This window comes from Streptomyces sp. MB09-01 (assembly GCF_033794505.1).
Classification (GTDB): Bacteria; Actinomycetota; Actinomycetes; order Streptomycetales; family Streptomycetaceae; genus Streptomyces.
The window spans coordinates 1-21,151 of sequence record NZ_JARAYQ010000066.1 but is presented as its reverse complement, the minus strand read 5'-3'; the positions used below and the strand labels follow the sequence as shown (position 1 = coordinate 21,151).

18 protein-coding genes and 1 pseudogene are annotated in these 21,151 nt (G+C 70.7%); 2 read left to right on the top strand and 17 right to left on the bottom strand.

Features of this window, described 5'->3' with window-relative positions; genetic code table 11:
* Positions 1-290 precede the first annotated feature (290 nt).
* Positions 291-872: pseudogene (locus PV721_RS16295) on the bottom strand (collagenase); the annotation flags it as partial.
* Positions 873-896: 24 nt separating this feature from the next.
* Between PV721_RS16295 and PV721_RS16290 the strand changes: the two are divergent.
* On the top strand, positions 897-1,232 hold the full coding sequence (locus tag PV721_RS16290; protein ID WP_319724726.1) for a hypothetical protein: 336 nt from the start codon (positions 897-899) through the stop codon (positions 1,230-1,232).
* 363 nt (positions 1,233-1,595) lie between these two features.
* Here the strand turns inward: PV721_RS16290 and PV721_RS16285 are convergent, their stop codons facing one another.
* The 7 genes from PV721_RS16285 to PV721_RS16255 form a co-directional block, all read right to left on the bottom strand.
* Positions 1,596-1,811, bottom strand: a complete 216-nt coding sequence (locus tag PV721_RS16285; protein ID WP_319724724.1) for a hypothetical protein — start codon at positions 1,809-1,811, stop codon at positions 1,596-1,598.
* A gap of 577 nt (positions 1,812-2,388) precedes the next feature.
* Complete coding sequence (metF, locus tag PV721_RS16280; RefSeq protein WP_319724722.1) at positions 2,389-3,315, bottom strand: methylenetetrahydrofolate reductase [NAD(P)H]; 927 nt, start codon at positions 3,313-3,315, stop codon at positions 2,389-2,391.
* Complete coding sequence (locus tag PV721_RS16275) at positions 3,312-4,298, bottom strand: carbohydrate kinase family protein (RefSeq protein ID WP_319724720.1); 987 nt, start codon at positions 4,296-4,298, stop codon at positions 3,312-3,314. Before PV721_RS16275 ends, metF begins: the two co-directional genes overlap by 4 nt.
* Positions 4,289-5,479 (bottom strand): chorismate synthase, encoded by a 1,191-nt coding sequence (gene aroC, locus PV721_RS16270; RefSeq protein ID WP_319724718.1) that lies wholly within the window; start codon positions 5,477-5,479, stop codon positions 4,289-4,291. Before aroC ends, PV721_RS16275 begins: the two co-directional genes overlap by 10 nt.
* Positions 5,480-5,563: 84 nt before the next feature.
* Positions 5,564-6,925: a class II 3-deoxy-7-phosphoheptulonate synthase gene (locus PV721_RS16265; RefSeq protein WP_319724716.1), complete on the bottom strand. Its 1,362-nt coding sequence runs from the start codon at positions 6,923-6,925 to the stop codon at positions 5,564-5,566.
* Positions 6,926-6,928: 3 nt separating this feature from the next.
* Positions 6,929-8,137, bottom strand: a complete 1,209-nt coding sequence (gene metK, locus PV721_RS16260) for a methionine adenosyltransferase (RefSeq protein WP_319724714.1) — start codon at positions 8,135-8,137, stop codon at positions 6,929-6,931.
* Positions 8,138-8,167: 30 nt separating this feature from the next.
* Entirely contained in the window at positions 8,168-9,181 is a 1,014-nt protein-coding gene (locus PV721_RS16255) for an LLM class F420-dependent oxidoreductase (protein WP_319724712.1), read from the bottom strand.
* Positions 9,182-9,407: 226 nt separating this feature from the next.
* Here PV721_RS16255 and PV721_RS16250 point away from each other — a divergent pair, with 226 nt between their 5' ends.
* Positions 9,408-10,664 carry an MFS transporter gene (locus PV721_RS16250; RefSeq protein ID WP_319724710.1) on the top strand — a complete coding sequence of 419 codons (1,257 nt, stop codon included), beginning with the start codon at positions 9,408-9,410 and terminating at the stop codon, positions 10,662-10,664.
* Positions 10,665-10,750: 86 nt separating this feature from the next.
* Here PV721_RS16250 and PV721_RS16245 read toward each other — a convergent pair whose 3' ends face one another.
* The 9 genes from PV721_RS16245 to PV721_RS16205 form a co-directional block, all read right to left on the bottom strand.
* A complete protein-coding gene (locus PV721_RS16245; protein WP_319724708.1) occupies positions 10,751-11,614 on the bottom strand; it encodes a helix-turn-helix transcriptional regulator in 864 nt (287 codons plus the stop codon).
* Between the two features lie 199 nt (positions 11,615-11,813).
* Positions 11,814-12,659 (bottom strand): class I SAM-dependent methyltransferase, encoded by an 846-nt coding sequence (locus tag PV721_RS16240; RefSeq protein WP_319724706.1) that lies wholly within the window; start codon positions 12,657-12,659, stop codon positions 11,814-11,816.
* Positions 12,656-14,173 (bottom strand): 4-hydroxyphenylacetate 3-hydroxylase family protein, encoded by a 1,518-nt coding sequence (locus PV721_RS16235; RefSeq protein WP_319724704.1) that lies wholly within the window; start codon positions 14,171-14,173, stop codon positions 12,656-12,658. The genes PV721_RS16240 and PV721_RS16235 overlap by 4 nt, the downstream gene beginning before the upstream one ends.
* Positions 14,170-14,739 (bottom strand): flavin reductase family protein, encoded by a 570-nt coding sequence (locus PV721_RS16230; RefSeq protein ID WP_319724702.1) that lies wholly within the window; start codon positions 14,737-14,739, stop codon positions 14,170-14,172. The genes PV721_RS16235 and PV721_RS16230 overlap by 4 nt, the downstream gene beginning before the upstream one ends.
* The gene (gene asnB / locus PV721_RS16225; RefSeq protein ID WP_319724700.1) at positions 14,736-16,577 is read right to left on the bottom strand and encodes an asparagine synthase (glutamine-hydrolyzing); all 1,842 of its coding nucleotides are present in this window, start codon (positions 16,575-16,577) and stop codon (positions 14,736-14,738) included. Before asnB ends, PV721_RS16230 begins: the two co-directional genes overlap by 4 nt.
* Positions 16,577-17,365, bottom strand: coding sequence for a hypothetical protein (locus PV721_RS16220; protein WP_319724698.1), 789 nt, complete (start codon positions 17,363-17,365; stop codon positions 16,577-16,579). Before PV721_RS16220 ends, asnB begins: the two co-directional genes overlap by 1 nt.
* A gap of 441 nt (positions 17,366-17,806) precedes the next feature.
* Positions 17,807-18,607 (bottom strand): response regulator transcription factor, encoded by an 801-nt coding sequence (locus PV721_RS16215; protein WP_319724696.1) that lies wholly within the window; start codon positions 18,605-18,607, stop codon positions 17,807-17,809.
* A gap of 288 nt (positions 18,608-18,895) precedes the next feature.
* Positions 18,896-20,203: an MFS transporter gene (locus PV721_RS16210; RefSeq protein ID WP_319724694.1), complete on the bottom strand. Its 1,308-nt coding sequence runs from the start codon at positions 20,201-20,203 to the stop codon at positions 18,896-18,898.
* A 396-nt stretch (positions 20,204-20,599) separates the two neighbouring features.
* Positions 20,600-21,151 (bottom strand): HEAT repeat domain-containing protein (locus tag PV721_RS16205; RefSeq protein WP_319724692.1); only part of this gene is annotated, 552 nt, incomplete at its 5' end.

The following is a 21,151-nucleotide window of genomic DNA, read 5'->3' as shown; positions in this document are numbered from 1 at the left end:
GGCGGCCTCAAGGGTAGAGGCAGGGGCGTGGGGGGATTGCGGCGGCCGAACTGCAGATCAAGCGATCCACCCTGCCGCCGGCCGCCTCCAGGTCGGCGGACATCGCACCTGCCATGGCAGAAGAGCGCTATGACACCGCTCTTCCGCTGCCTTCAGTTGGCCATGCTGGACTGCAGCCGCTCGGCTGGGGCTCCCGGACCCGCGAAGGCAGGCCTGGTGTCCCGCGCACGAACGATGCGCGGGACACCAGGCTCTCCTGCCTCAGTTCTTGTCGGTGACCGAGGCCCCGGTCACCGGCCGCTCCGGGCCGGCAGTTGGCCACAGTCGCCGCCGGCGCACTTGCTCAGCCAGTCTGCGAAGTCGGCGTCGTACTTGGTGCCGATGGTGTCGCGGAGCAGGCTGTGGGCCGCGTCGTACTCGCCTGCGCGGTAGTGGCCGAGCAGGGTTGCCACGTCCGCGGGGTGCGACTGGAGCATGTAACGGACGCCCAGATAGCCCCACTGGTAGATACGGGTGGTGTCGGCGTTGTCGTAGGTGGTCCCGAAGAGCCGGCTGAGCTTGTAGGTGTTCTTGCCCGCCTCCTCGATCGCCCTGTCGTAGGTGATGCCGCGCTACGAGTAGGAGACGTACTCGGCGAAACCCTCGACCCACATCACGGTCGGGGTGGTCTGCCCGGCTGCGAAGTCGCCGTACATGTCGTGGCGGCCGTCGAGGTAGTGGGTGTACTCGTGGTTGAGGTTCCAGATCTGGAAGGCGCCGTCCTGGGCCGGCTGCTCGTAGGCGATGAAGCGCGGCTGGTTGCCCTCAGCGGCCGGGTCGCCCTCCAGGTACATGCCGCCGTTGTTGGTGTCGATGCCGAAGACGACACCGGCGCAGGCAAGCATCAGGAGATGGTGATGAGCCCTCAGAGACGGGTCCTGTCAGGCAACTTGAGCGCGCGGGTCGGCTTCGGCCATATCCGGGACGACAGGGTCGAGCAGTACCGCCATGAGGCCCAGGACCACCACGACTCCCGGCCCACCGACCCCTGGAACGCGAAGTGGCGTGACTCGTCAGGCACATTGGTGAAGAGCCCCACCGTTTGTGGTGGGGCCCTTCGACGTTCTCCCTTTCAGCCGGCCGGCTGCGCGTCCGCTGTCGCCGCCCTCGGCCGCCCGGTCGTCACGCGCATCAGCGGTGCCATAGTGATCGCCATCGGCGCCTTCCTGTGGGTGGAACGCCTGGCTGGGTGAGGAACCCGTCGCGCTCCACCCGACACTGGTCCGAAGGAGAGCACGTACGTGGAAGACCCCGTCCCTCTGGCGTAGTCGTCACGGAAGCCCGGTACGAAGCGTGTCCATCCACCCGAACGTCGATTCCCGAACGAGGCTGCAACGTGGCCGGCGCGACGGCGACGGCGTCGGCAGCAGGACGGACGCCAGTCGCCCGGTCTGCGCCGCGTCGAGCGGCTCGGGTAACCGGTCTCGGCATCGACGGCCTCGGCGTCGAGGAGCAGCTCGGGGCTGCGCCTGGGCGGGCTGCTCGCCGGCGCCGAGCGCGGAACCTCAGCGCCGGACCCTTCCGGTGACACCGTCCGCCGTCAGCACCGGCCGCACCTAACCCAGACCCACCGCGGACGCGAGGCCCCATCCTCCGGCAGGACCCGGCCAGCTGAGAGGCGTGAAGAACGCGGCTATCAAGAAGACCGCAGTCGCCGCGATGCTGAGCACGAGCGCGTAATCACCGGCGTCCGCCTCCGAGTCCCGGTTCAGCATTTCGCAGGTGGCCATCGACGCAAGCATGAGGCCGAGAATGACCACCACCGCACCCACGACCGGGCACCGGCGTGCGCTTCGTGGTGCCGGCAGGAGGGCGGCCAGGCAGGACACCGCCGTCGCCGTTCGGGGCAACCGCCCGTACGGGAGCCGGCTGCTCGCCCGTCCCGGGCTGTCGCGTCCACTGTCCATCGATGACCTGCGCGGTATCCCGCCCCTCGCCCTGCCCGTTGATCTCATCACCGAGCTGACGCAGTTCCTCGCGTACGGCGCCGAGTTCCGCCTCGGCCCGTTCCAGGAGGTCGGAGAACTGTTTGTTCCTCCAGCTCCTGACAGCGGGCCGCCCACTCCCCGACGGCACGGGTCAGTACCCGGACGACCACGTCGGCCCGTTCGCGCGCTACGTGCGCGGCCTGGCCCCTGGCCTCAGCGGCGAGGTGGATGTGGGTCACGTACTGGTTGGCACCGGACTGGTACACCTGCGCGTTGTCGGAGGCACTGCCGTAGGTCCGGGGGCGTACGCGCGCGTGCAGGGCGGCTCCCAGCAGGTGCAGGTCGGCCGGGCGCGCCCCAGCCCACCGCCCTTCAGCGGCATCTGCCGCTGAAGGGCGCCCTCGGTCTGCCGGCCGGCCGTTCAGCCGGTGAGGGTGAGGGCTGGCGGGCGGGTGGGGGTGGAGCGGTGGATGCCGAGGTTCTCCTGGATGTCGAGTGCGGCGGACGAGCGGTTGAGGGTGATGTGGTGCAGGCCCGGCGCGCCCTCCCCGAGCAGCCGCTCGGCGAGCACGGTGGCGTGCTCGACGCCGATGGCGTAGGCGGCCTCCGCGTCGTCTCCGGCACGTGCCAGGGCGTCGGCGAGGCCCTGGGGGAACACGGCGTTGCTCAGTGCGGCGAAGCGCTGGATCTGCCGTACGTCGGTGGCGGGCATGAGCGCGGGGATGATGGGGATGTCGCAGCCCGCCGCGGCCACGCGGTCGCGCAGTCGCAGGTAGTCATCGGCCCGGAAGAACATCTGGGTGATGGCGTAGTCGGCTCCGGCGCGGCACTTGGCGACGAAGTGCCGGATCTCGCTCTCCCAGTCCGGCGACCGGCGGTGGCGTTCGGGAAACGCCGCCACACCGACGGTGAAGTTGCCCGACTCGCGGATCAGGCTGACGAGTTCGCCGGCATGGCGGAAGCCCTGCGGGTGCGGCACCCAGGTTCCGCGCGGATCGTCGGGCGGGTCTCCCCGCAGCGCCAGCAGGTCGTGCACGCCGGCCTCCGCGTAGGAGCCGATGACCTGCCGCAGTTCCGTGACCGAGTGGCCCACCGCGGTGAGGTGGGCCACCGGGCGCAGCGTGGTCTCGGCCGCGATGCGCTCCGTCAGGCCGACCGTCCGTTCCCGCGACGAGCCGCCTGCGCCGTACGTCACCGAGACGAAGGACGGGTCGTACGCCGCCTCGATCCGCCGGATCGAGCGCCACAACAGGGCGTCGCCCTGGGTGGACCGGGGAGGGTAGAACTCGAACGAGAAGGAGGGGCGGCCCGGTTCCGGCAGGGGTCGTGAGGGCCGGAGGTACGTCATCGTCGTCCTCTCTGCAGGTGCGGGGCGATGGCCCGGGCGGATGTCACTCCGTAGGAGTCCTCGAGTCGCTGGAGAAGGGCCGCGGGCTCGAGTGCGTACCCCTGCGCGCCCAGTGCCTCCAGTGAGAAGGAGGCGACCGCGCACCCGACCCGTGCGGCCGGTTCCAGTCCTTCCCCCCAGCTCACGGCGGCCATGAACCCGGCGCGGAAGGCGTCTCCGGCACCGGTCGGGTCGGCGATCCCGGCCGGCGGTACGGCGGGGACCTCGCGCACCGGTTCACCGGCGGCTTCCATCCGTACGCCCCGCTCGCCCAGGGTGGTGAGCCAGACCCCCGCGCGGGAGAGGATGTCGGCACGCCGCCAGCCGGTGCGCTCCTGGAGCAGGGACGCCTCGTATTCGTTGGTGAAGAGCCACCGTGCTCCCGTCACGAGGTGGCGGGCCTCGTCACGGTCGAGCCGGGCGAGTTGCTGTGAGGGGTCGGCCGCGAAGGCGATTCCCATCGAACGGGCCTGGTCGGTGTGGCGAAGCATGGCCGCGGGATCGTTCGGGGAGATCACGACGGCTCCGACGTCCCCGGCCCGCTCGACCACCTGCTGCAGGTCGATGCCGGCGGCTTCGGCCATGGCTCCGGAGTAGAACGAGGCGATCTGGTGTTCCTCGCGGTCCGTCAGGCACATGAAGCGCGCGGTCTGACGCTCGGAGGAGATGTGCACGAAGTCCGTGTCGACGCCCTGTTCCTTGAGCCGCGTCCGGTACTCGGCGAAGTCGCTCCCGGCGGCCCCGACCAGAACGGGATCCTGCCCGAGGCCGCCCAGACCGTAGGAGATGTTCGCGGCGACGCCGCCGTGGCGGATCTCCAGGTCGTCGACCAGGAAGGAGAGGGAGATCTTGTCCAGCCTGTCCTGGATCAGCTGGTCGGTGAAACTTCCCGGGAACACCATCAGGTGGTCGGTGGCTATGGAGCCTGAGACTGCTATCCGCACGGGTACTCCTGGCTCTCGAGGTAGGACCGGACGTTGCGGCGGGTTTCGGCGACGCTGTCGCCGCCGAACTTCTCCGCGACCGCGTCGGCCAGGACGAGTGCGACCATCGCCTCGGCCACGACGCCGGCGGCCGGCACGGCACACACGTCGGAGCGCTGGTGGTGGGCCGCCGCGGCCGCACCGGTGCTCACGTCGACGGTGGCGAGCGCACGCGGGACGGTCGCGATGGGCTTCATCGCCGCCCGTACGCGAAGCAGTTCGCCCGTGGTCACCCCGCCTTCGGTGCCGCCGGAGCGGCCGGAGGCACGCCGGACGCCCCCGGGCGTGGCGATGATCTCGTCGTGGGCCCGCGATCCGGGAACCCGGGCCAGCTCGAAGCCGTCGCCGATCTCGACGCCCTTGATGGCCTGGACACCCATGAGGGCCGCCGCGAGCCGTGCGTCCAGACGCCGGTCCCAGTGCGCGTACGAGCCCAGGCCGACCGGTACTCCGTACGCGAGCACTTCGACGACCCCGCCCAGGGTGTCACCGTCCCTGTGGGCCCGGTCGATCTCGGCGACCATCGCCCTGCCCGCGTCCGCGTCGAGGCAGCGCACCGGGTCCGCGTCCAGTTTCCCGGTGTCCCCGGGCGTCGGGTGGACGCCGTACGGGGCCTTCGCCGACGCCAGCTCCACCACGTGGGAGACGATCTCGATGCCCGCCGTCTCCTTCAGGTAGGAGCGGGCGACCGCGCCCAGTGCGACGCGGGCCGCGGTCTCCCGCGCGGACGCGCGCTCCAGTACGGGTCGCGCCTCGTCGAAGCCGTACTTCTGCATCCCGGCGAGGTCCGCGTGGCCCGGGCGGGGCCGGGTCAGCGGGGCGTTGCGGGCCAGTTCGGCGAGCTCGGCCGGATCGACCGGGTCGGCCGCCATGGCCTTCTCCCATTTGGGCCACTCGGTGTTGGCGATCAGCACGGAGACCGGCGAGCCCATGGTCAGTCCGTGGCGTACCCCGCCGAGGAAGGTGACCTCGTCACGCTCGAACGCCATCCGGGCGCCGCGCCCGTGGCCGAGGCGCCGCCGGGCCAGGTGGTCCGCCACCGTCCGTGTGGTGACGGGGACGCCGGCGGGCAGCCCTTCCAGCGTCGCCACCAGTGCGGGACCGTGCGACTCCCCCGCGGTCAGCCAGCGCAACCTGCTCAACGGTGCCACACCCCCAAGGCCCCCGGACCGTCGCAGTGCCATTGCCGGTTCCAGGGCCGGTTCCCGTGCCAGTGCCGGTTCCGGTCACGGTTGTTGACGCTCGTGCACACGCCGCTGCCCCCCGTACACTTCCGCGATGAGGAATGCCAGTTCGAGCGACTGGCTGCGGTTCAGCCGCGGGTCGCAGGCGGTCTCGTAGCGCTCGCGGAGATCGGCGTCCCCGATCGCGTTCGCACCACCGACACACTCCGTGACGTCATCGCCCGTGAGCTCGACGTGGATGCCGCCCGGGTGCGTGCCCAGCTGCCGGTGCACCTCGAAGAACCCCCTGATCTCGTCGAGGATCCTGCTGAACTGGCGCGTCTTGTAGCCGCTCGCCGACTCGTAGGTGTTGCCGTGCATCGGATCGCACGTCCACACCACCTGCGCGCCGGAGGCGGTGACCTTCTCCACCAGGCCGGGCAGTACGTCCCAGATCTTTTCCGCGCCCATCCTGGTGATGAAGGTGAGGCGGCCGGGTCGCCGTTCGGGGTCGAGCACGTCGATCAGGGCGAGTACGTCGTCCGCCGTGGTGGCCGGTCCGAGCTTCACCCCGATCGGGTTGCTGATGCCGGCCGCGAACGCCACGTGGGCTCCGTCCAGCTGCCGGGTGCGTTCCCCGAGCCACACCATGTGCGCGGACACGTCGTACAGGTCTCCGCTCCGGGAGTCCACGCGGGTCAGCGCCGCCTCGTAGTCCAGCAGCAGCGCCTCGTGGCTGGAGTAGAACTCGACGGTTTCCAGCTCCCGGTGGAGCGTTCCGCAGGAGCGCATGAAGGACAGGGCGGAGTCGATCTCTCCGGCCAGTCTCTCGTACCGTTCCCCCACCGGGGAGAGCGCCAGGAAGTCCCTGTTCCAGGCGTGCACCCGGTGCAGGTCGGCGTATCCCCCGGTGGTGAAGGCCCGGACGAGGTTCAGAGTGGTGGCCGAGGCGTGGTAGATCCGGCGCAGCCGGTCCGGGTCCGGCTCGCGGGCCGCCTCGGTGAAGGCGAGACCGTTGACCGCGTCTCCGCGGTAGGACGGCAGGGTGACGCCGCCGCGCGTCTCGAAGTTGCCCGAGCGTGGCTTGGCGTACTGGCCGGCCATCCGGCCCACTTTGACCACGGGAACGGAGGCCGCGTAGGTCAGCACCGCCGCCATCTGCAGGATCGTGCGCAGTTTGTTGTCGATCTGATCGACGCTGACGCCGTCCAGCGTCTCGGCGCAGTCGCCGGCCTGGAGGAGGAAGGCCTCTCCCTTCGCCACCGCGGCGAGGCGGTCGCGCAAGCGGTCGCATTCGGCCGCGTACACGAGGGGCGGGCTCGATCCGAGGAAGGAAAGGACGTCGCGCAGGGCGTCGGGGTCCGGCCACTGCGGCTGCTGCGCCGCGGGCCGGGAACGCCAGTCGGGGACTGTGTCTGCGGCCATCGGTCAGGCTCCCGCGGCCCGGCGCAGGGCGTCGACGCGGTCGGTGCGCTCCCACGTGAAGTCCGGCAGCTCACGGCCGAAGTGGCCGTAGGCGGCGGTCTGCGCGTAGATCGGCCGCAGCAGGTCCAGATCACGGATGATCGCGGCCGGGCGCAGGTCGAAGACCTCGCCGATCGCGTCCTCGATCCTCCCGATGCCGGTGGTCTCCGTACCGAAGGTCTCGACGAACAGACCGACCGGCTCGGCCTTGCCGATCGCGTACGCGACCTGCACCTCGCAGCGCGAGGCGAGACCGGCGGCGACGACGTTCTTGGCGACCCAGCGCATCGCGTACGCGGCGGAGCGGTCCACCTTCGACGGGTCCTTGCCGGAGAACGCGCCGCCACCGTGGCGGGCCATGCCCCCGTACGTGTCGATGATGATCTTGCGGCCGGTCAGGCCGGCGTCGCCCATCGGGCCGCCGATCTCGAAGCGGCCGGTCGGGTTCACCAGCAGCCGGTAGCCCTCGGTCTCCAGCTTGATGCCGTGCTGCGCGAGCTGGTCGAGGACGTACTCGACGACGAACTGCCGTACGTCCGGCATCAGCATGGAGTCGAGGCCGATGTCGGAGGCGTGCTGCGAGGACACGACGACCGTGTCCAGGCGCACGGCCTTGTCGCCGTCGTACTCGATGGTGACCTGGGTCTTGCCGTCGGGGCGCAGGTACGGGACGGTCCCGTCCTTGCGGACCTCCGTCAGCCGGCGCGAGAGCATGTGCGCGAGATGGATCGGGATCGGCATCAGCTCGGGGGTCTCGTCGGACGCGTACCCGAACATCAGGCCCTGGTCGCCCGCGCCCTGCCGGTCCAGCTCGTCCTCATCGCCCTCCACCCGGCTCTCGTAGGCGGTGTCCACGCCCTGCGCGATGTCGGGCGACTGCGATCCGATGGAGACCGAGACGCCGCAGGAGGCGCCGTCGAAGCCCTTCATCGACGAGTCGTAGCCGATTTCGAGGACCTTGTTCCGTACGAGCGCGGGGATGTCGGCCCACGCCTTGGTGGTCACCTCACCCGCCACATGGACCAGGCCGGTGGTGATCAAGGTCTCCACGGCCACCCGGGAGGACGGGTCCTCCCGCAGCAGCGCATCGAGAATGGTGTCGCTGATCTGGTCAGCGATCTTGTCGGGATGTCCCTCGGTCACGGACTCCGAGGTGAACAGATGACGTGACATGGCCTTCCTTCGCGTAGCGGCGGTGTGGTCTCATCCCGCGGCCGGCCCGAGCCGGCGCAGGACGTCGAGCACGGTCTCCTGGCTGTAGAAAGCCTCGGGAGGCAGGGATACGAAGACTTGGATACTCGTCACTCCGGGCAGGTGGAACCGCATGATCTGTTCCCGGCACTCCTCCGGGGATCCGCTGATGAACAGACCGTCGACCACCTCGTTCGAGAGCGCCTTCTGGGCGCCCGCCGGGTCGCCCGCCTCCCAGGCGTCGTGCACCTCGCGCAGCAGCTCCCCGTGGCCCAGCCACTCGTGGAACTTGCGGTAGGGCTCGCGGTTCAGGATCCAGGCGAGGAACGGGCGGGCCTGGTTGCGGGCGTACTCCTTGTCCTCGGTGGGACAGACGAAGACCTTGACCACCAGCTCCTTGCCCAGGGGCTGCGGTCCCACGGCCTCCAGGATCTTGGGGACGTCCTCGGGGAAGAGCAGGTTCGTGATGGCCCCGTCGCCCTCGTTGAACCCGAGCCTCAGCATGTTGGGGCGAAGCGCGCCCAGGATGACCTTGACCGGTTCGGTGGGCGGATGCGGCAGGCGGTAGCCGGCGATGGAGAACGTCTCGAACTCGTCGGCGACGTACTCGCCGCGCAGTGCACGGGTGACGAACCGCAGGACGTCCCGCGTCCGCTTGAACGGCTCTTCGAAGGGGATGCCGTTGATGTCGCTGACATGGGCGGGAACCGACGAGCCGAGCCCCAGCAGCAGGCGCCCGGGGGCGAGCTGGGCCAGCGTTGCCGCGGTCTGCGCGATCAGGGCGGGACCACGGGTGAAGACGGGGATGATGCCGGTGCCCAGGCGCAGGGAAGGTGACCAGGCCGCGGTGGCCGCGAGCGGGGTGAACGCGTCCGTGCCACCCCCCTCCGCCGTCCAGACATCGGAGTAACCGATGTCCGGCAGCCGCTCGACGATGTGCTTGTGGTGGCCGATCGTGATGCCGGGGAGGGGCAGGGTGACGCCCCACTTGGGCTGCGCGAGCGGGGAGCGGTCGCTGGAGGGCACGGGTGGTCGGGTCCTTTCCTGGTGGCGGTGCGCCCCCGAGGACACGGCGACGGGAGCGGCAGGTTCAGCATCACGCTCTGCGCGCCACCCGAACCAGCCAGGCGTTGATGCCATTACTTCGACTAACAGGACCAACGCCTGGCTGGTTGGCCTTCGCCGGAAGCGCCAGGGTTGTCGAGCCGGCAGCCGGACGCCCCCGAACCTCGCTCGAAAGGCAACCCGTCCCATGGACAGTCCCTCCACACCCCCCGTAGCCGCCGCAGTCCCGGCGCGGTTCCGGTGGGGTTCGTACGCCTCGGTCTTCCTCCTGTTGTTCCTGTTCGGGACCGAGACCTTCCTCGTGTCCCCGCTGTTGCCGACGATCGCGGACGACCTCGCCATCTCCGAGCAGGCGGCGGCGTACAGCGTCACCGCGTACGTGCTGGTGTATGCGATCTGCGCCCCCTTCCTCGGCCTGGTCAGCGACCGTGTCGGACGCCGTCGCACGCTGCTGCTCGGTTCGGTGCTCTTCCTGCTGTCGAACGTCGCGGCCGCGCTGTCCGACGGGCTGACGCTGTTGGTCGTCTCGCGTGCGCTGGCCGGTGTCGCGGCCGCCGCGGCCGGTCCGGCGATCTGGGCCCACATCTCGGAGACCACCGAGGACACGGTGCGCGGACGCGCCCTGGGTCTGGGCATGGCCTTCTTCTCCTGCGGCCAGGTACTGGGCGTGCCGCTGGGCAGCTTCCTGGCGGGTGCCGCCGGATGGCGTGCCGCGTTCCTGGCCATGGCCGTCGGCACGCTCCTGGTCGTCCCGCTGCTGCTGAAGCAGATTCCGGTCAGTGCGGTCCAGGCCGCCGCGACCACCGGCGCCCGCGCGGTGTTCGCCGCCTGGGGACACGGTGCGCTCCGCAAGTCCCTGCTGGTCAACACCGCCTTCAACGCCGCCAACCTGGGTGCCTACACCTTCATGGGTGTGGTCCTCGCGGAGCGCTTCGACCTGTCGGTGACCGTGCTCGGCCTCGTCGGCATCCTCGTCGGCATCGGCAGCATCGTCGGCGCGACGGCCGGCGGGCGGCTCGGCGACCGGGCCAGGGCCCAGGGTCAGACGCACCTTCCCATGCTCGCCGTGTGGGGACTCCTCCTCGCCGTGGGCATCGCGCTGACGGTCTGGGGTCCGGGGCTGATCCTGGCACTGGCCGGCGTGACCATCTGGTTCGTGGCCAGCGGTGGCTTCGTCACCGACCAGCAGACGCTCGCGGGTACGGCCGCCCCCGAACTGCGGGCGACCTCCAGCGCCTGGCTCACCTCCACGATGTACGCCGGTACGGGCGTGGGCGCCTGGGCCGTCGGCCTGTTCTCCGATCTGGAGCTCGGCACGGCGGTGGTCGGTGTCGGCCTGGCCCTTGCCGCCGCTCTGGGTGGCCTGATGGTCAGCGCGCAGCTGCGCCGGGGCGCCGGCAGCGGACCGCGCGTCAAGTCGATGGGCATGGCGGAGAAGGCCTGAGCCCGCCCCCTCGGCGGCTCGATGAGGAGGACCTCACCCCGAGACAGGGCTGAAGGCGCGGCAACCGTTCCCCCGCGGTCGCGCCCTCAGCCCGCCTTTCGTGCCGGCCCGACCGAGCGCAGCGGCCGGCTCACCAGAGCCGACACCTTGGCGCTGTCCTCCTGGCTCGCAGGCGTGAACAGCAGGATCAGCGACCCCGGGTCGTCCACCGGGCGCATCGACGACAAGGACACCTTGATCGGCTCGCTGCACACGGGCGTGACGGTGACGACGCGGGTGGTGAGCTCCCCCACGGAGTGGCAGCTCCACCAGTGGCTCAGCTCGGGCGCGTCCGCGGCCAGCCGCCGGTACAGCTCCGCGACCCGCTCGTCCGCCAGGTTCGCCCCCGCCTGGGCGCGGAAGTGCTGGAAGACGCTCATGGCCAGCGGCTCCCAGTCGGTGTCCTGCAGGACATCGCGCAGGTGGTCGTCGGCAGCGACGAACCACATCAGGTTCCTGCGGTCGGGCGGCACGGCCGAAGGTTCGCCCCACACCGCCGACCATGCGGCGTTCCAGGCGACCAGATCGAAGTTCCGGTCGAGCAGGACGGCCGGGCTGGTCGGCCAGGAGTCGAGTACGGGCTGGAGCGAGCCGTTCAACGGCGCACGGGCCGAGGCCGCTTCGGGCTCGTAGTAGCCGGCCAGCCGCAGGGCGTGGCGCACTTCGGCGTCATCGAGGCGCAGCACCCGTCCGACGGACTCCAGCACCTGCCTCGATGCGGTGACCCTGCCCTGCTCCAGCCAGGTGTACCAGGCGATGCTGACACCGGAGAGGGAGGCGACTTCCTCCCGGCGAAGGCCCGGGGTCCGGCGGCGGGACGTGCCGGGCAGTCCGACGTCCTCCGGCTTGAGCAGCGCGCGATGGGCCCTGAGGAATGCGCCGAGTTCAGGACCGGCGGCGGGAGTTGACATGGATGAGACTCCTTCACGGGCGCCGGGAGGAACCCGGCCATGATAGACCGCGGCGAAGGCCCGGCGGTTCTCCCCTGGGGGAGGACCGGCCGGGCCGTCCTGCGGTTCGGGTGCGGCATCAGCGGTGTCCGTCAGGCTCCCGCCCGGGTCGCCGCGCCCCCGGGGGGCGGCGGGCGACGGCCTGCGGACACTCCCCCGTTCAGCCGCGTGTGGTCGTGCTCCACAGCCGGACCGGCATGTTGCTGACGTGTCCGCGCTCCTGCTGGCGGCGCCATGCGGCGTCGCCCACGGCCCGGAAGAAGGCCGCGCGCTTCGTGGGTTCGACCAGGCGGCTGTAGTAGTCACCGAAGGTCGCCGCGTGGAAGTGTTCGTACTCGGCCGCGCTGGCGACCCGTACGACGGCGTCGCGTTCCGTGGTGGCGACGATCCGCAGGTCCCGCTCCAGGAGATCCTTCAGGCCATCGGTGCCACGGGTCCGGGTGGCGATGGGAAGGATGTCCTCGCCGGCGAACAGCTTCGGTACGAGCGCCCGGTCGTGGCCCAGCGCGACGAGCGCCTCGCGTACCAGTTCGTCCTCGCCGCCGAGGCCGTGCTCGTCCCGCGCGGGGTGGTACGTGGTGAGCAGGAACGTACCGCCCGGCGCCAGGTGCTGCCCCACCCAGCCGAAGATCCGTTCTTCGACCGGGTAGAGCCAGTGGAGCACCGAGGTCATGGTGATCAGGTCCGGATACACCTCCAGGGGCTCGGGAGCCGTCAGGTCGGCCTGCCGCAGGAGCACCCGGTCGCCGTGGCGCTGGAGCCGGCTGGCAGCCTCGGAGAGCCGGAACGGCGACTGCTCCAGGCCCACGGCCGTCTCCAGGGACGGGAACCTCTCCAGGGAGGCCTGCAGCAACTGGCCGATCCCGCTTCCGAGGTCGGCGTGGACGCGCGGTTCGGCGGGTGCCTGCTCCAGCACCCAGTCCTGGTCGTTGGCCTGGCGCAGCCTGCTCGCGTCGGAATACCCGGCAAGGGTGCTGGCCTGTATCTCCACTGCGGAATTGGTCACGGACGTTCGCCTTCCGAGGTGTCTGCGGTGGTGGGGGCGGAGCGTGCGGAGGGGGCTGCTATCAGCTGCTCCAGGCGGGTGCGGACCTCGGTCTGGTCCTGCCGCTTGTAGATGTTGATCCGGTTGCGGGCCAGGTCGCCGCGGTGCACGTACTCGTACAGGTCCTGGCGCTGCCCGAAGCTGTCACCCGTAAGGTCCCACGCGAGCCGGAACAGGCGCGACTTCTTGTCCGCCTCGATGTTCCTGCCCCGCATGTAGCGGTCGAGGTGCGGGCGCAGCCGCGGGTTGTCGAGGTCGTTGGGCGTGGGCTGCATGAGGATGCCGGCCGAGCCGATGTTCCGTACGACCGCCAGAGCGCTGGCCGCCACCTCCGCGGACCACACCCTGCTGGCCGCGGTGTCACCCGGTGCGAGCAGGCCGCTGTCGGTGACGGTCGCCCGGGCCTCGGCGGCGTCGATGAAGTACTCGGTCAGCTCGGCGTAACTGGCCAGTTTGCCGAGCTCCTCCTGAATGTTGCGGAACCCCTCCACCCCGATGCTCTCGGCGAGCATCGTGGCCGTGGCCAGCAGCGTGCGCAGCCGCTCGCGGTAGCGGATGTGGCCGATGTACGCGCTCCAGGCGTTGATCCGGCCCAGTCCGGTCCGGGCCAGTGCTCCGTCGCGCAGCAGGAACACCCGGTCCCAGGGCACGAGCACGTCGTCGAAGAAGAGCATGGCGTCCTGCTCGTCGAAGCGCCCGGCGAGCGGGTGCTCGTGCCCGTACGGCTCGGCCCCGAAGGGCTCCCGGCAGAGCGTGATCAGGCCGGGTGTGTTCAGCGGGAGGGCGCACCAGACGACGAACTGTTCGCCGCGCCGCTGGGTGAAGGAGGCGGAGAGGTAGACGAGCACCTCGTGGGCGGTCGGTGCCAGGGTGGTGAGCTGCTTGGCTCCGCGCACCACGATGCCCTTGTCGTTCTCCTCGATCACCCGCAGGGCGAGGTCGGGGTCGTCCACGGGATCCGCGGACCGGTCGATCTGCGGGTCGCCGAGCGCGTGGGTCAGGACGAGGTCGTTGGTCGCGCAGTGGCGGTACCAGGCTTCGGCGTTGGCGCCGAAACCGGGCCGGCTCGCGTCGAGCCGGTGCCGGAAGTCGTACAGCCCCAGAGCGATGCTCGCCATGAACGCCGGGGACCGGCCGTGCTGGCCCAGGCTCTCCCGGAGCCAGACCTCCGCGCTGCGGCGCTGCGTCCGCAGGTCCTCCAGGGTGCGCGTCGGCTGGTAGGCCCGGGCCAGGGTGAGACCGCTCTGCGGGTCCTTCCACGTCATCAAGGGGGCGTGTTCGGGGTCGTGCTGCAGGTCGATGAGCCGGCCCAGCTCGTCGACGGAGGGCTTGAACGCCGGGTGTGATGCGGGGTCGGTGACGCGCTTGCCGTCCAGGTAGAGCTCCCGCCCGTCATCGAGACTGGCGCGGTAGCGGTCGCCGGTCTGGACACCCAGCGGGGCCTTGCGGGTCTGGGCGGGGGCCGGTCGGCTCATGTCCGTACTCCTGGTGCCGTGGGCGCCCGGTCCGGGCGCGGGGGTGTGGTGGCGGTGGGGGTGGCCAAGGCGTGGTAGCCGCCTTCGCGGTAGAGCAGGGGCTCGCCCTGCGAACCGGCGGCCGCGACGGGCCGGCCGACGAGAATGCTGTGGTCGCCGCCCGGCAGCACGCTGTGCAGCCGGCAGTCGAACCAGCTCAGGCAGTCCTCCAGCACCGGGGATCCGGTGGCCTCGGTACGGGTCGTCACCCCGGCGAAGGAACCGGTGGCCCGGCCCGCACCGGGCGTGGCGAAGCGCCGCGAGAGGTGTTCCTGACCGACCCGGAGCACGCTGACGGCGAGACGTCCGGAGTCCTCGACGGCTCGGACCAGGGGGCTGTGCCTGGTCACCGCGACGCTGATGAGCGGCGGGTCCATCGACAACGTGACGAAGGACGAGACGGTCTTGGCGAAGAGCTCGTCGTGGAGCCTGGTCGTGAGGACCGCCACGCCCGTGGCGCACGTGCGCGCGGCCTGACGGACGACCTCGGGGTGGACGGTGGGCACGCTGTCGCTCGGCGCCGTCATCGAAGTCCCACCTTGTAGGCGCGCAGCCATTCGTCGACCTGGAGCAGGTGGTCCAGTCCGCCCACGGGGTTGGGCGCGGTACGGGGGCTCGGCAGCGGCCTTCCGTGGCGGACGGCGTCGCGCACGACCTCCCTGTCGACCAGGTCGAACACCGGGGCCGCGGCATCGGCGAGCAGGTCGTTCATGCGGGCGGTGAGCACCTCGGTGTACCGGACGGCGGGTGTGGAGGGGTAGCCGCTCTTGGGCCGGTCCACCACCTGGGGCGGCAGCAGGTCCCGTACGGCCTCCCGGAGGATGCCCTTGGGGGTGCCGCCGAGCGACTTCAGTTCCCACGGGATGTTCCACGCGTACTCCACCAGGCGGTGGTCGCAGAACGGCACCCGTACCTCCAGGCCGACCGCCATGCTCACCCGGTCGACGCGGTCGAGCAGCGGGGGCATCCACCGGGTGAGCGCGAGGTGGCCGACCTGGCGCAGGCGTCGCCGGCTGCCCTCCTCGCCGGGCAGCTCCGGGGTCTCGGCGAGCGAGTCCCGGTACTGCTGGGCGGTGTACTCCTCGGGTCGTACCGCCGCCCGGACCTCCGGCCGCAGGAGCACGGCGGGTGTCTCGCGCCCGTGGAGCCAGGGGAAGGTGGTGGCGGCGAGGCCGTCGGGGTTGTGGAAGTAGGGGTAGCCTCCGAAGACCTCGTCGGCGGCCTCGCCGGACAGCGCGACCGTGGACTGCCGTCGGACCTCGCGGAACAACAGGTACAAGGACGCGTCCATCTCGCCCCAGCCGGGCCTGTCGCGGGCGCGCAGGACCATGTCCCTCGCCTCCAGCAGGTCGTCGTCGGGGAGGACGACCTGCGAGTGCCGGGTTCCGAGGTGGTCGACGACGGCCTGGACGTACGGCGCGTCGTGCGTGGTGCGCCAGTTGTCGGGGCGCAGCGCGTCGGCGCTGCCCGGGAAGTCCACGGAGAAGGTGTCGACCTTGTCGTGACCTGCTCGGGCGCGGGCGAGGGACGCCAGGGCGGTGATGGCGCTGGAGTCGATGCCCCCCGAGAGCAGGGTGCACAGCGGTACGTCGCTGAGCATCTGCCGTTCCACGGTGTCCGTGAGCAGTTGCCGGATCCTCGCGGTGGTGGCCGCGGCGTCGTCGGTGTGTGCCTCGGAGTGCAGCTGCCAGTAGCGCACCTCGCGGGTGGCACCGCGGGTGACCTTGAGCAGGTGGCCGGGGCGCACCTCGCGCAGCCCGCGGAAGAGGCCGTGCCCGGCCGTGGGCGCCGCGGGCAGGGCGAACAGCTCCGCGATGCCTTCGGTGTCGAGCTCGGCGCGGAACCCCGGGTTGGCGAGGACGGCCTTGGGTTCGGAGCCGAAGAACAGGCCGGTGGCATGGGCGTGGTAGTACAGGGGCTTCACGCCGAGACGGTCACGCACCAGCGTCAGTTCCTGCACGCGGGTGTCCCATATCGCGTACGCGTAGATGCCGTTCAGTCGGCGCGGTGCGTCGGCGCCCCACTGGAGGTGGGCGTGCAGGACGACTTCGGTGTCGGAGCGGGTGCGGAATTCGTGCCCCAGGGACTGGAGTTCGGCGCGCAGCTCGCGGTAGTTGTACAGCTCGCCGTTGTAGGCGAGCACCGCTTGCGGCGTCTGCTCCGGAGCGGCGTCCGTCAGCGGCTGCACGCCACCCTGGAGGTCGATGACGGCGAGCCTGCGGTGTCCGAGCGCCGCACGGGCCGAGAACCACGTGCCGCCGGCGTCCGGTCCCCGGCAGGCCAGCGTGTCGGTCATGGCCCGTACGGTCTGCTGCTGGCCGCGCAGGTCGCGCTCCCAGTCGAGCCAGCCGGTGATGCCGCACATCACGCCTCCTGAGCGGTGTTCGGAACGGTGGCCTCCCAGTGGCATCCATGTCCGCTGCGGTCCTCGCGCAGCTGGTAGGAGACCTCGTAGCCCTTGGCGCGGACGTTGGCCGACATGGCCTTCGTGCAGTACGTGCACGGTGAGGTGAGCGTGAGGCGTACGCCGTTGCTCCTGGCTTGTTCCCGGTAGTCCCATATCGCGCAGTGCGTGATGTTCACGGAGGCGACGGCGGCGGGTGTGGAGCCCTCGGCCACGTGCACCCTGTACTGCGATCCGTACAGTTCGGCCTGGCGTGCGATGCGCCGGACGGGATCGGCGGCGCCGCCCTCGCGGTCGGGTTCGACCGTACGGTGGACCTCGGCGTTGGACGCGGCCCATTCGGCCAGGATGCCCTCGCCGTACCGGGAGACCAGGAACCTCTCCATCAGGGCCTGGCCCCGGAAGAAGATCCGTTGCCATGCCGCCGCCGCGTGGGTGGAGGGGCCCGGAAGATCGGCGAATATCTCCGCCTGGAGACCGAACCACGCCCTCAGGTCGGCGGCGGGACCGCGGGCCACCAGGAAGCGGGTCAGTCCGGCTTCGGCCTCGTGCAGCCGCTGGCGCCACAGGGCCGCGCGCTCCGCATCCGACATCGTGGCGATGGCCGCGTCGTCCGCGGACAACCGGTCGACGGCTCGCTCGTTGCCCTGGCCGGCCGCACGGGTCCCACTGCCGGAGTCCACGGACAGGGATGCCGCGAGGCCGAGGGCCGACCCCACCGCCATGGCCCCTTTGGCCGCTGCGCTCATCAACTTCTCCCTCTGCGAAACGGGGGGCCGGGCATCGGACGCCCGGCCTGGGACCACGCTAGGAACGGCGGCCTGCCCCCAGAAGCTCCCTTCGTCTCGGATGGCGGTGACCTTCGGAGCTCCCCGGAGGCTCCCAACAGCGCTTCGGGGAAGCCGGCACGGCACCGGGCGAGGCCGTCGGGCGTGCGGGGACCGCGGCCGGGCCGGGCGCCCGTGACCTGCGGAAAGCGCCTGCAGCCTCGAAGGACCCGGCGGCGCACGGCGCTCGCGGCACTGTGGGGGCGGGGGCGGAGGCCTTCGGCGATCCGCCGTACTCCTGAAGGCTCTCCGGAGCGTCGCCCAGGCCAACACGCTCAAGGGCGGGGGTCGCTGGTGGACACCCCGCCCTCGACGTACCGACGCTGAATCAGAGTGGGAGCGATGAAGGCATGGCCGCGGTTCTCACGCCAGACCCTGGCGATGGGCGTACAGTGCCGCCCTCAGCCGGTCGGGCTGGCGGATCTTGCGCATGGCCTGGGTGAGGTGCTTCTTCACCGTGGCGACCGAGAGGGAGAGGGCGCGCCCGATCTCCGCGTTCGAGAGTCCGCGCGCCAGCATGGACAGCACGGCCCGTTCACGGTCGGTCAGTCCCGCCTCGTCCACCGAGGGCTCGGGGTCCTCCGCGAACTCCGGTGCCTCGTCCTCTTCTTCCAAGGGGGCCGGCAGAAAGATCGAACCGCCGGCCGCGACCACCGCGATCGCCCGGATGACACAGCTTGCGTCCTGGTCGAGCGGGAAGGCACCGCTCACTCCGGCCTTGAGCATCCGGCTCACCTGGGACGCGGTCGCGGCCTGGCGCAGAAGGATGATGCGCGCATCGGCCGCGCCCCGTGACCGGCGCATACAGCGGACCATGGCGAGGTCCTTGCGTAGATCGTCGGTCGCACCGAGCAGGATCACATCGGGGCGGTAGCGGCTCACTTCCGACAGCGCCTGCCAGTGGTCTCTGACGGCGCCCACCACCTGGAGGCCCTCGCCCCGTGCCCCGCTCAGCACGCTGCGCAGCCCGGCGAGGGCGATGGGATGACCGCCCGCCAGAAGGATCCGGGCGACGACCCACGGCGAATTCGCGGCACTGTCGTTTCCGGCGGGGTTGGACAGGGGAGTCAGCCACCGCCCCTGGGGCAGGGCGGCGTCCTCTCTGAACAGCCTCTGGTGCCCGGCGACACTGTCGAAGGGGTTGCACGCCTCGACTTCGATCAATTCCTGCTCCGATAACCGGGCGACCTCGAGGAACTGCGAGCGACCCGAGCCCTGTCGGGGCCTTCTGCGGGAGGCGCCCTCCGTGGACTCCATTCCTATGGTCAGTCTGTTCATTACGTTACTCCCCCGAGAGTTGCAAGCTCAGTTCAACTGTCGAGGATAACTTTCACCGGCACCCCGACGACGAACGACTGGATCACACCAGCGAATTCCGGACACCTAACGCCGGCAGCCCGAGGAATATTCCCTTGGATGGCGCGCACCGGCCCGGCGTAATTCAGCGCGCACTCACTGCAGGGGAACGCCCTTCGTCTCGCGCATCCCGATGTAGACGAGGGTCGACACCAGGGTCAGAGCGGACACGTACCAGCCGAACCAGTCGGCGTGGCCCTTCTCGATCAGCGCCGTGGCCAGGTAGGGGGCGGTGCCGCCGGCCGCGGCGACGGTGGCCGCGTACGGCAGGCCGATGCCGGCGGTGCGTACCGAGGCGGGGAACAGTTCGACCATCACCGCCCCGCTCACCGCCGTGTATCCGGTGAGCAGGACCATTCCCCCACAGGAGATCAGGAGCATGCTCCAGAAGGAGTCGCGCAGGAGCCCCAGGAGCGGCACGGTCAGCACGGTGAAGCCCGCACCGAACGTGATCAGCAGCGGTTTCCGGCCCACCCGGTCCGACAGCCGGCCCGCCAGCGGCTGCAGGGCGGTGAAGAAGGCCAGCGAGATGGTGCTGACCGCAAGGGCCGAGCCGGGATCGAACCCGACGACGAGCCGCGCGTAGGTGGGCAGGAACGTGGTCCACGTGTAGAAGGTGACCGTCGCTCCGAGGGTCATGCCGACGATCAGCGCCGCCTCGCGCGGATTGCTGCGCAGGAAGTCGAACGGGCGCGGACGGGCGGTGCGTTCCGTGCCCGGCCGGTACGTCTCCTGCGTTCCGTGCCGCACCCACAGGCCGGTCAGGCAGGCCACGGCGCCGAGGCCGAAGGCCAGCCGCCAGCCCCATGCGTGCATCTGTCCCGCGGTCAACTGCCAGGTCAGCAAGGCGGCGACCCCTGCGGCCAGGAGCTGCCCGAGGTTACCGCTCACATAGCCGATGCTCGAATACAGCCCGCGTCTGGTGGCGGGCGCGGACTCGACGACGAAGACCGCGGACACCGTCGACTCGCCGCCCACCGACAGGCCCTGGGCGAGCCGGATGACCACCAGCAGGACCGGGGAGGCCATGCCGATCTGCTCGTAGGTGGGGAGCAGGGCCATGGCCAGCTGCCCGGCGCCCATCAAGGTGATCGTCGTCGCCATCGCGGCGCGGCGGCCGCGGCGGTCCGCGAGCACACCGAGCAGCAGGCCGCCGACCGGGCGCGCGGCGAAGCCCACCGCGAAGACGGCGAATGCGCTCAGTGCGAGGACGACCGGATCGCCGCCGGGCGGGAAGATCTGGTCGGCGAAGTAGGCCGAGAGGTAGGCGTACGCCAGCCAGTCGTACCACTCGGCAAGGTTGCCGGCGGAGGCCGCCAGCAACTGGCGCCTCCCGTTCACGACCGGGGCGGCAGGGGGCGCGGCGGAGGACTCGGAGAGTTCCGGCGCAGCGTCAACTCTCATGGTGCCGCACCCGCCGGAGGTTTCCGCGGCCGGGAATTCCACACGAGCTCGGTCGACAGTCTCCGGGGTCCGCGACGATTTCACTCCGGCCGGGGACGAAGACTAAGACACAGCGGCTCATATCGATCGTCTTTCGTGGTGCGGGGCACGTCCTGGCATCGGCCGACCGGGCCACAGCGACCGGACGACGTACATGGAGAAGCTCATGGAGCATCACTCTCTCCGGACTGATCTGTCAACCATGCCCATTACGCGAGACGTTGGCCGCCGTAAAGGTGGCGGAAAACCGTTCCCCATCCGCTGCCCGGGCCCGGCCCGGGTGATGCCGGTCACGACGGAAAGAATTATGGAAAGGCAAGGCAACGCGCGACGTTCGGCTTTTTCTTTACGTCATCTTCATGAAGGACGACGGGCTGCATGCGTCCCGGCCGCACCCTGTTCGGCTGCGGCGGCCGTGATCCGGTCGAGGACCGCTGTGTAGAGGGGGCGTTTGTCGGGGCGGGCGTGGGTGGCGGCGTGTCCGAGGGCGGGGAGGGCCGGTTCGCCCATGGCGATGAGGGCCTCGGCCGCGGTTCTGCGGACGGTGGGGTGGCGGTGCTCCAGCATTTCGGTCACGGCGGGGATCGCGGGGGTCCAAGTGGCGTGGCAGAGGGTCCGGATCGCCGAGCGCACCAGGTCCGGCCGCGGGTCGGTCAGCAGGAGCGAGGTGTGGTGCAGGTAGGTCTGACGGTCCAGCACGGCGCGGGAGGTGCGGTGGGCGTGCAGGCGGATCTTGGGCTTGGGGTGACGCAGCAACTCACCGATCACCTCCCGCAGGCCGGGGTCCTGGTCTGCGGCCGGGCCGGCGTGCCCTTCGGCGAGTTGCTTGAGCGCCTGGTGGATGCGTACGGGGTCGCCGGTGCGGGCCAGGTCCAACAGCTCCTGACGGGAGGGTGGTGGGGAGCTGCC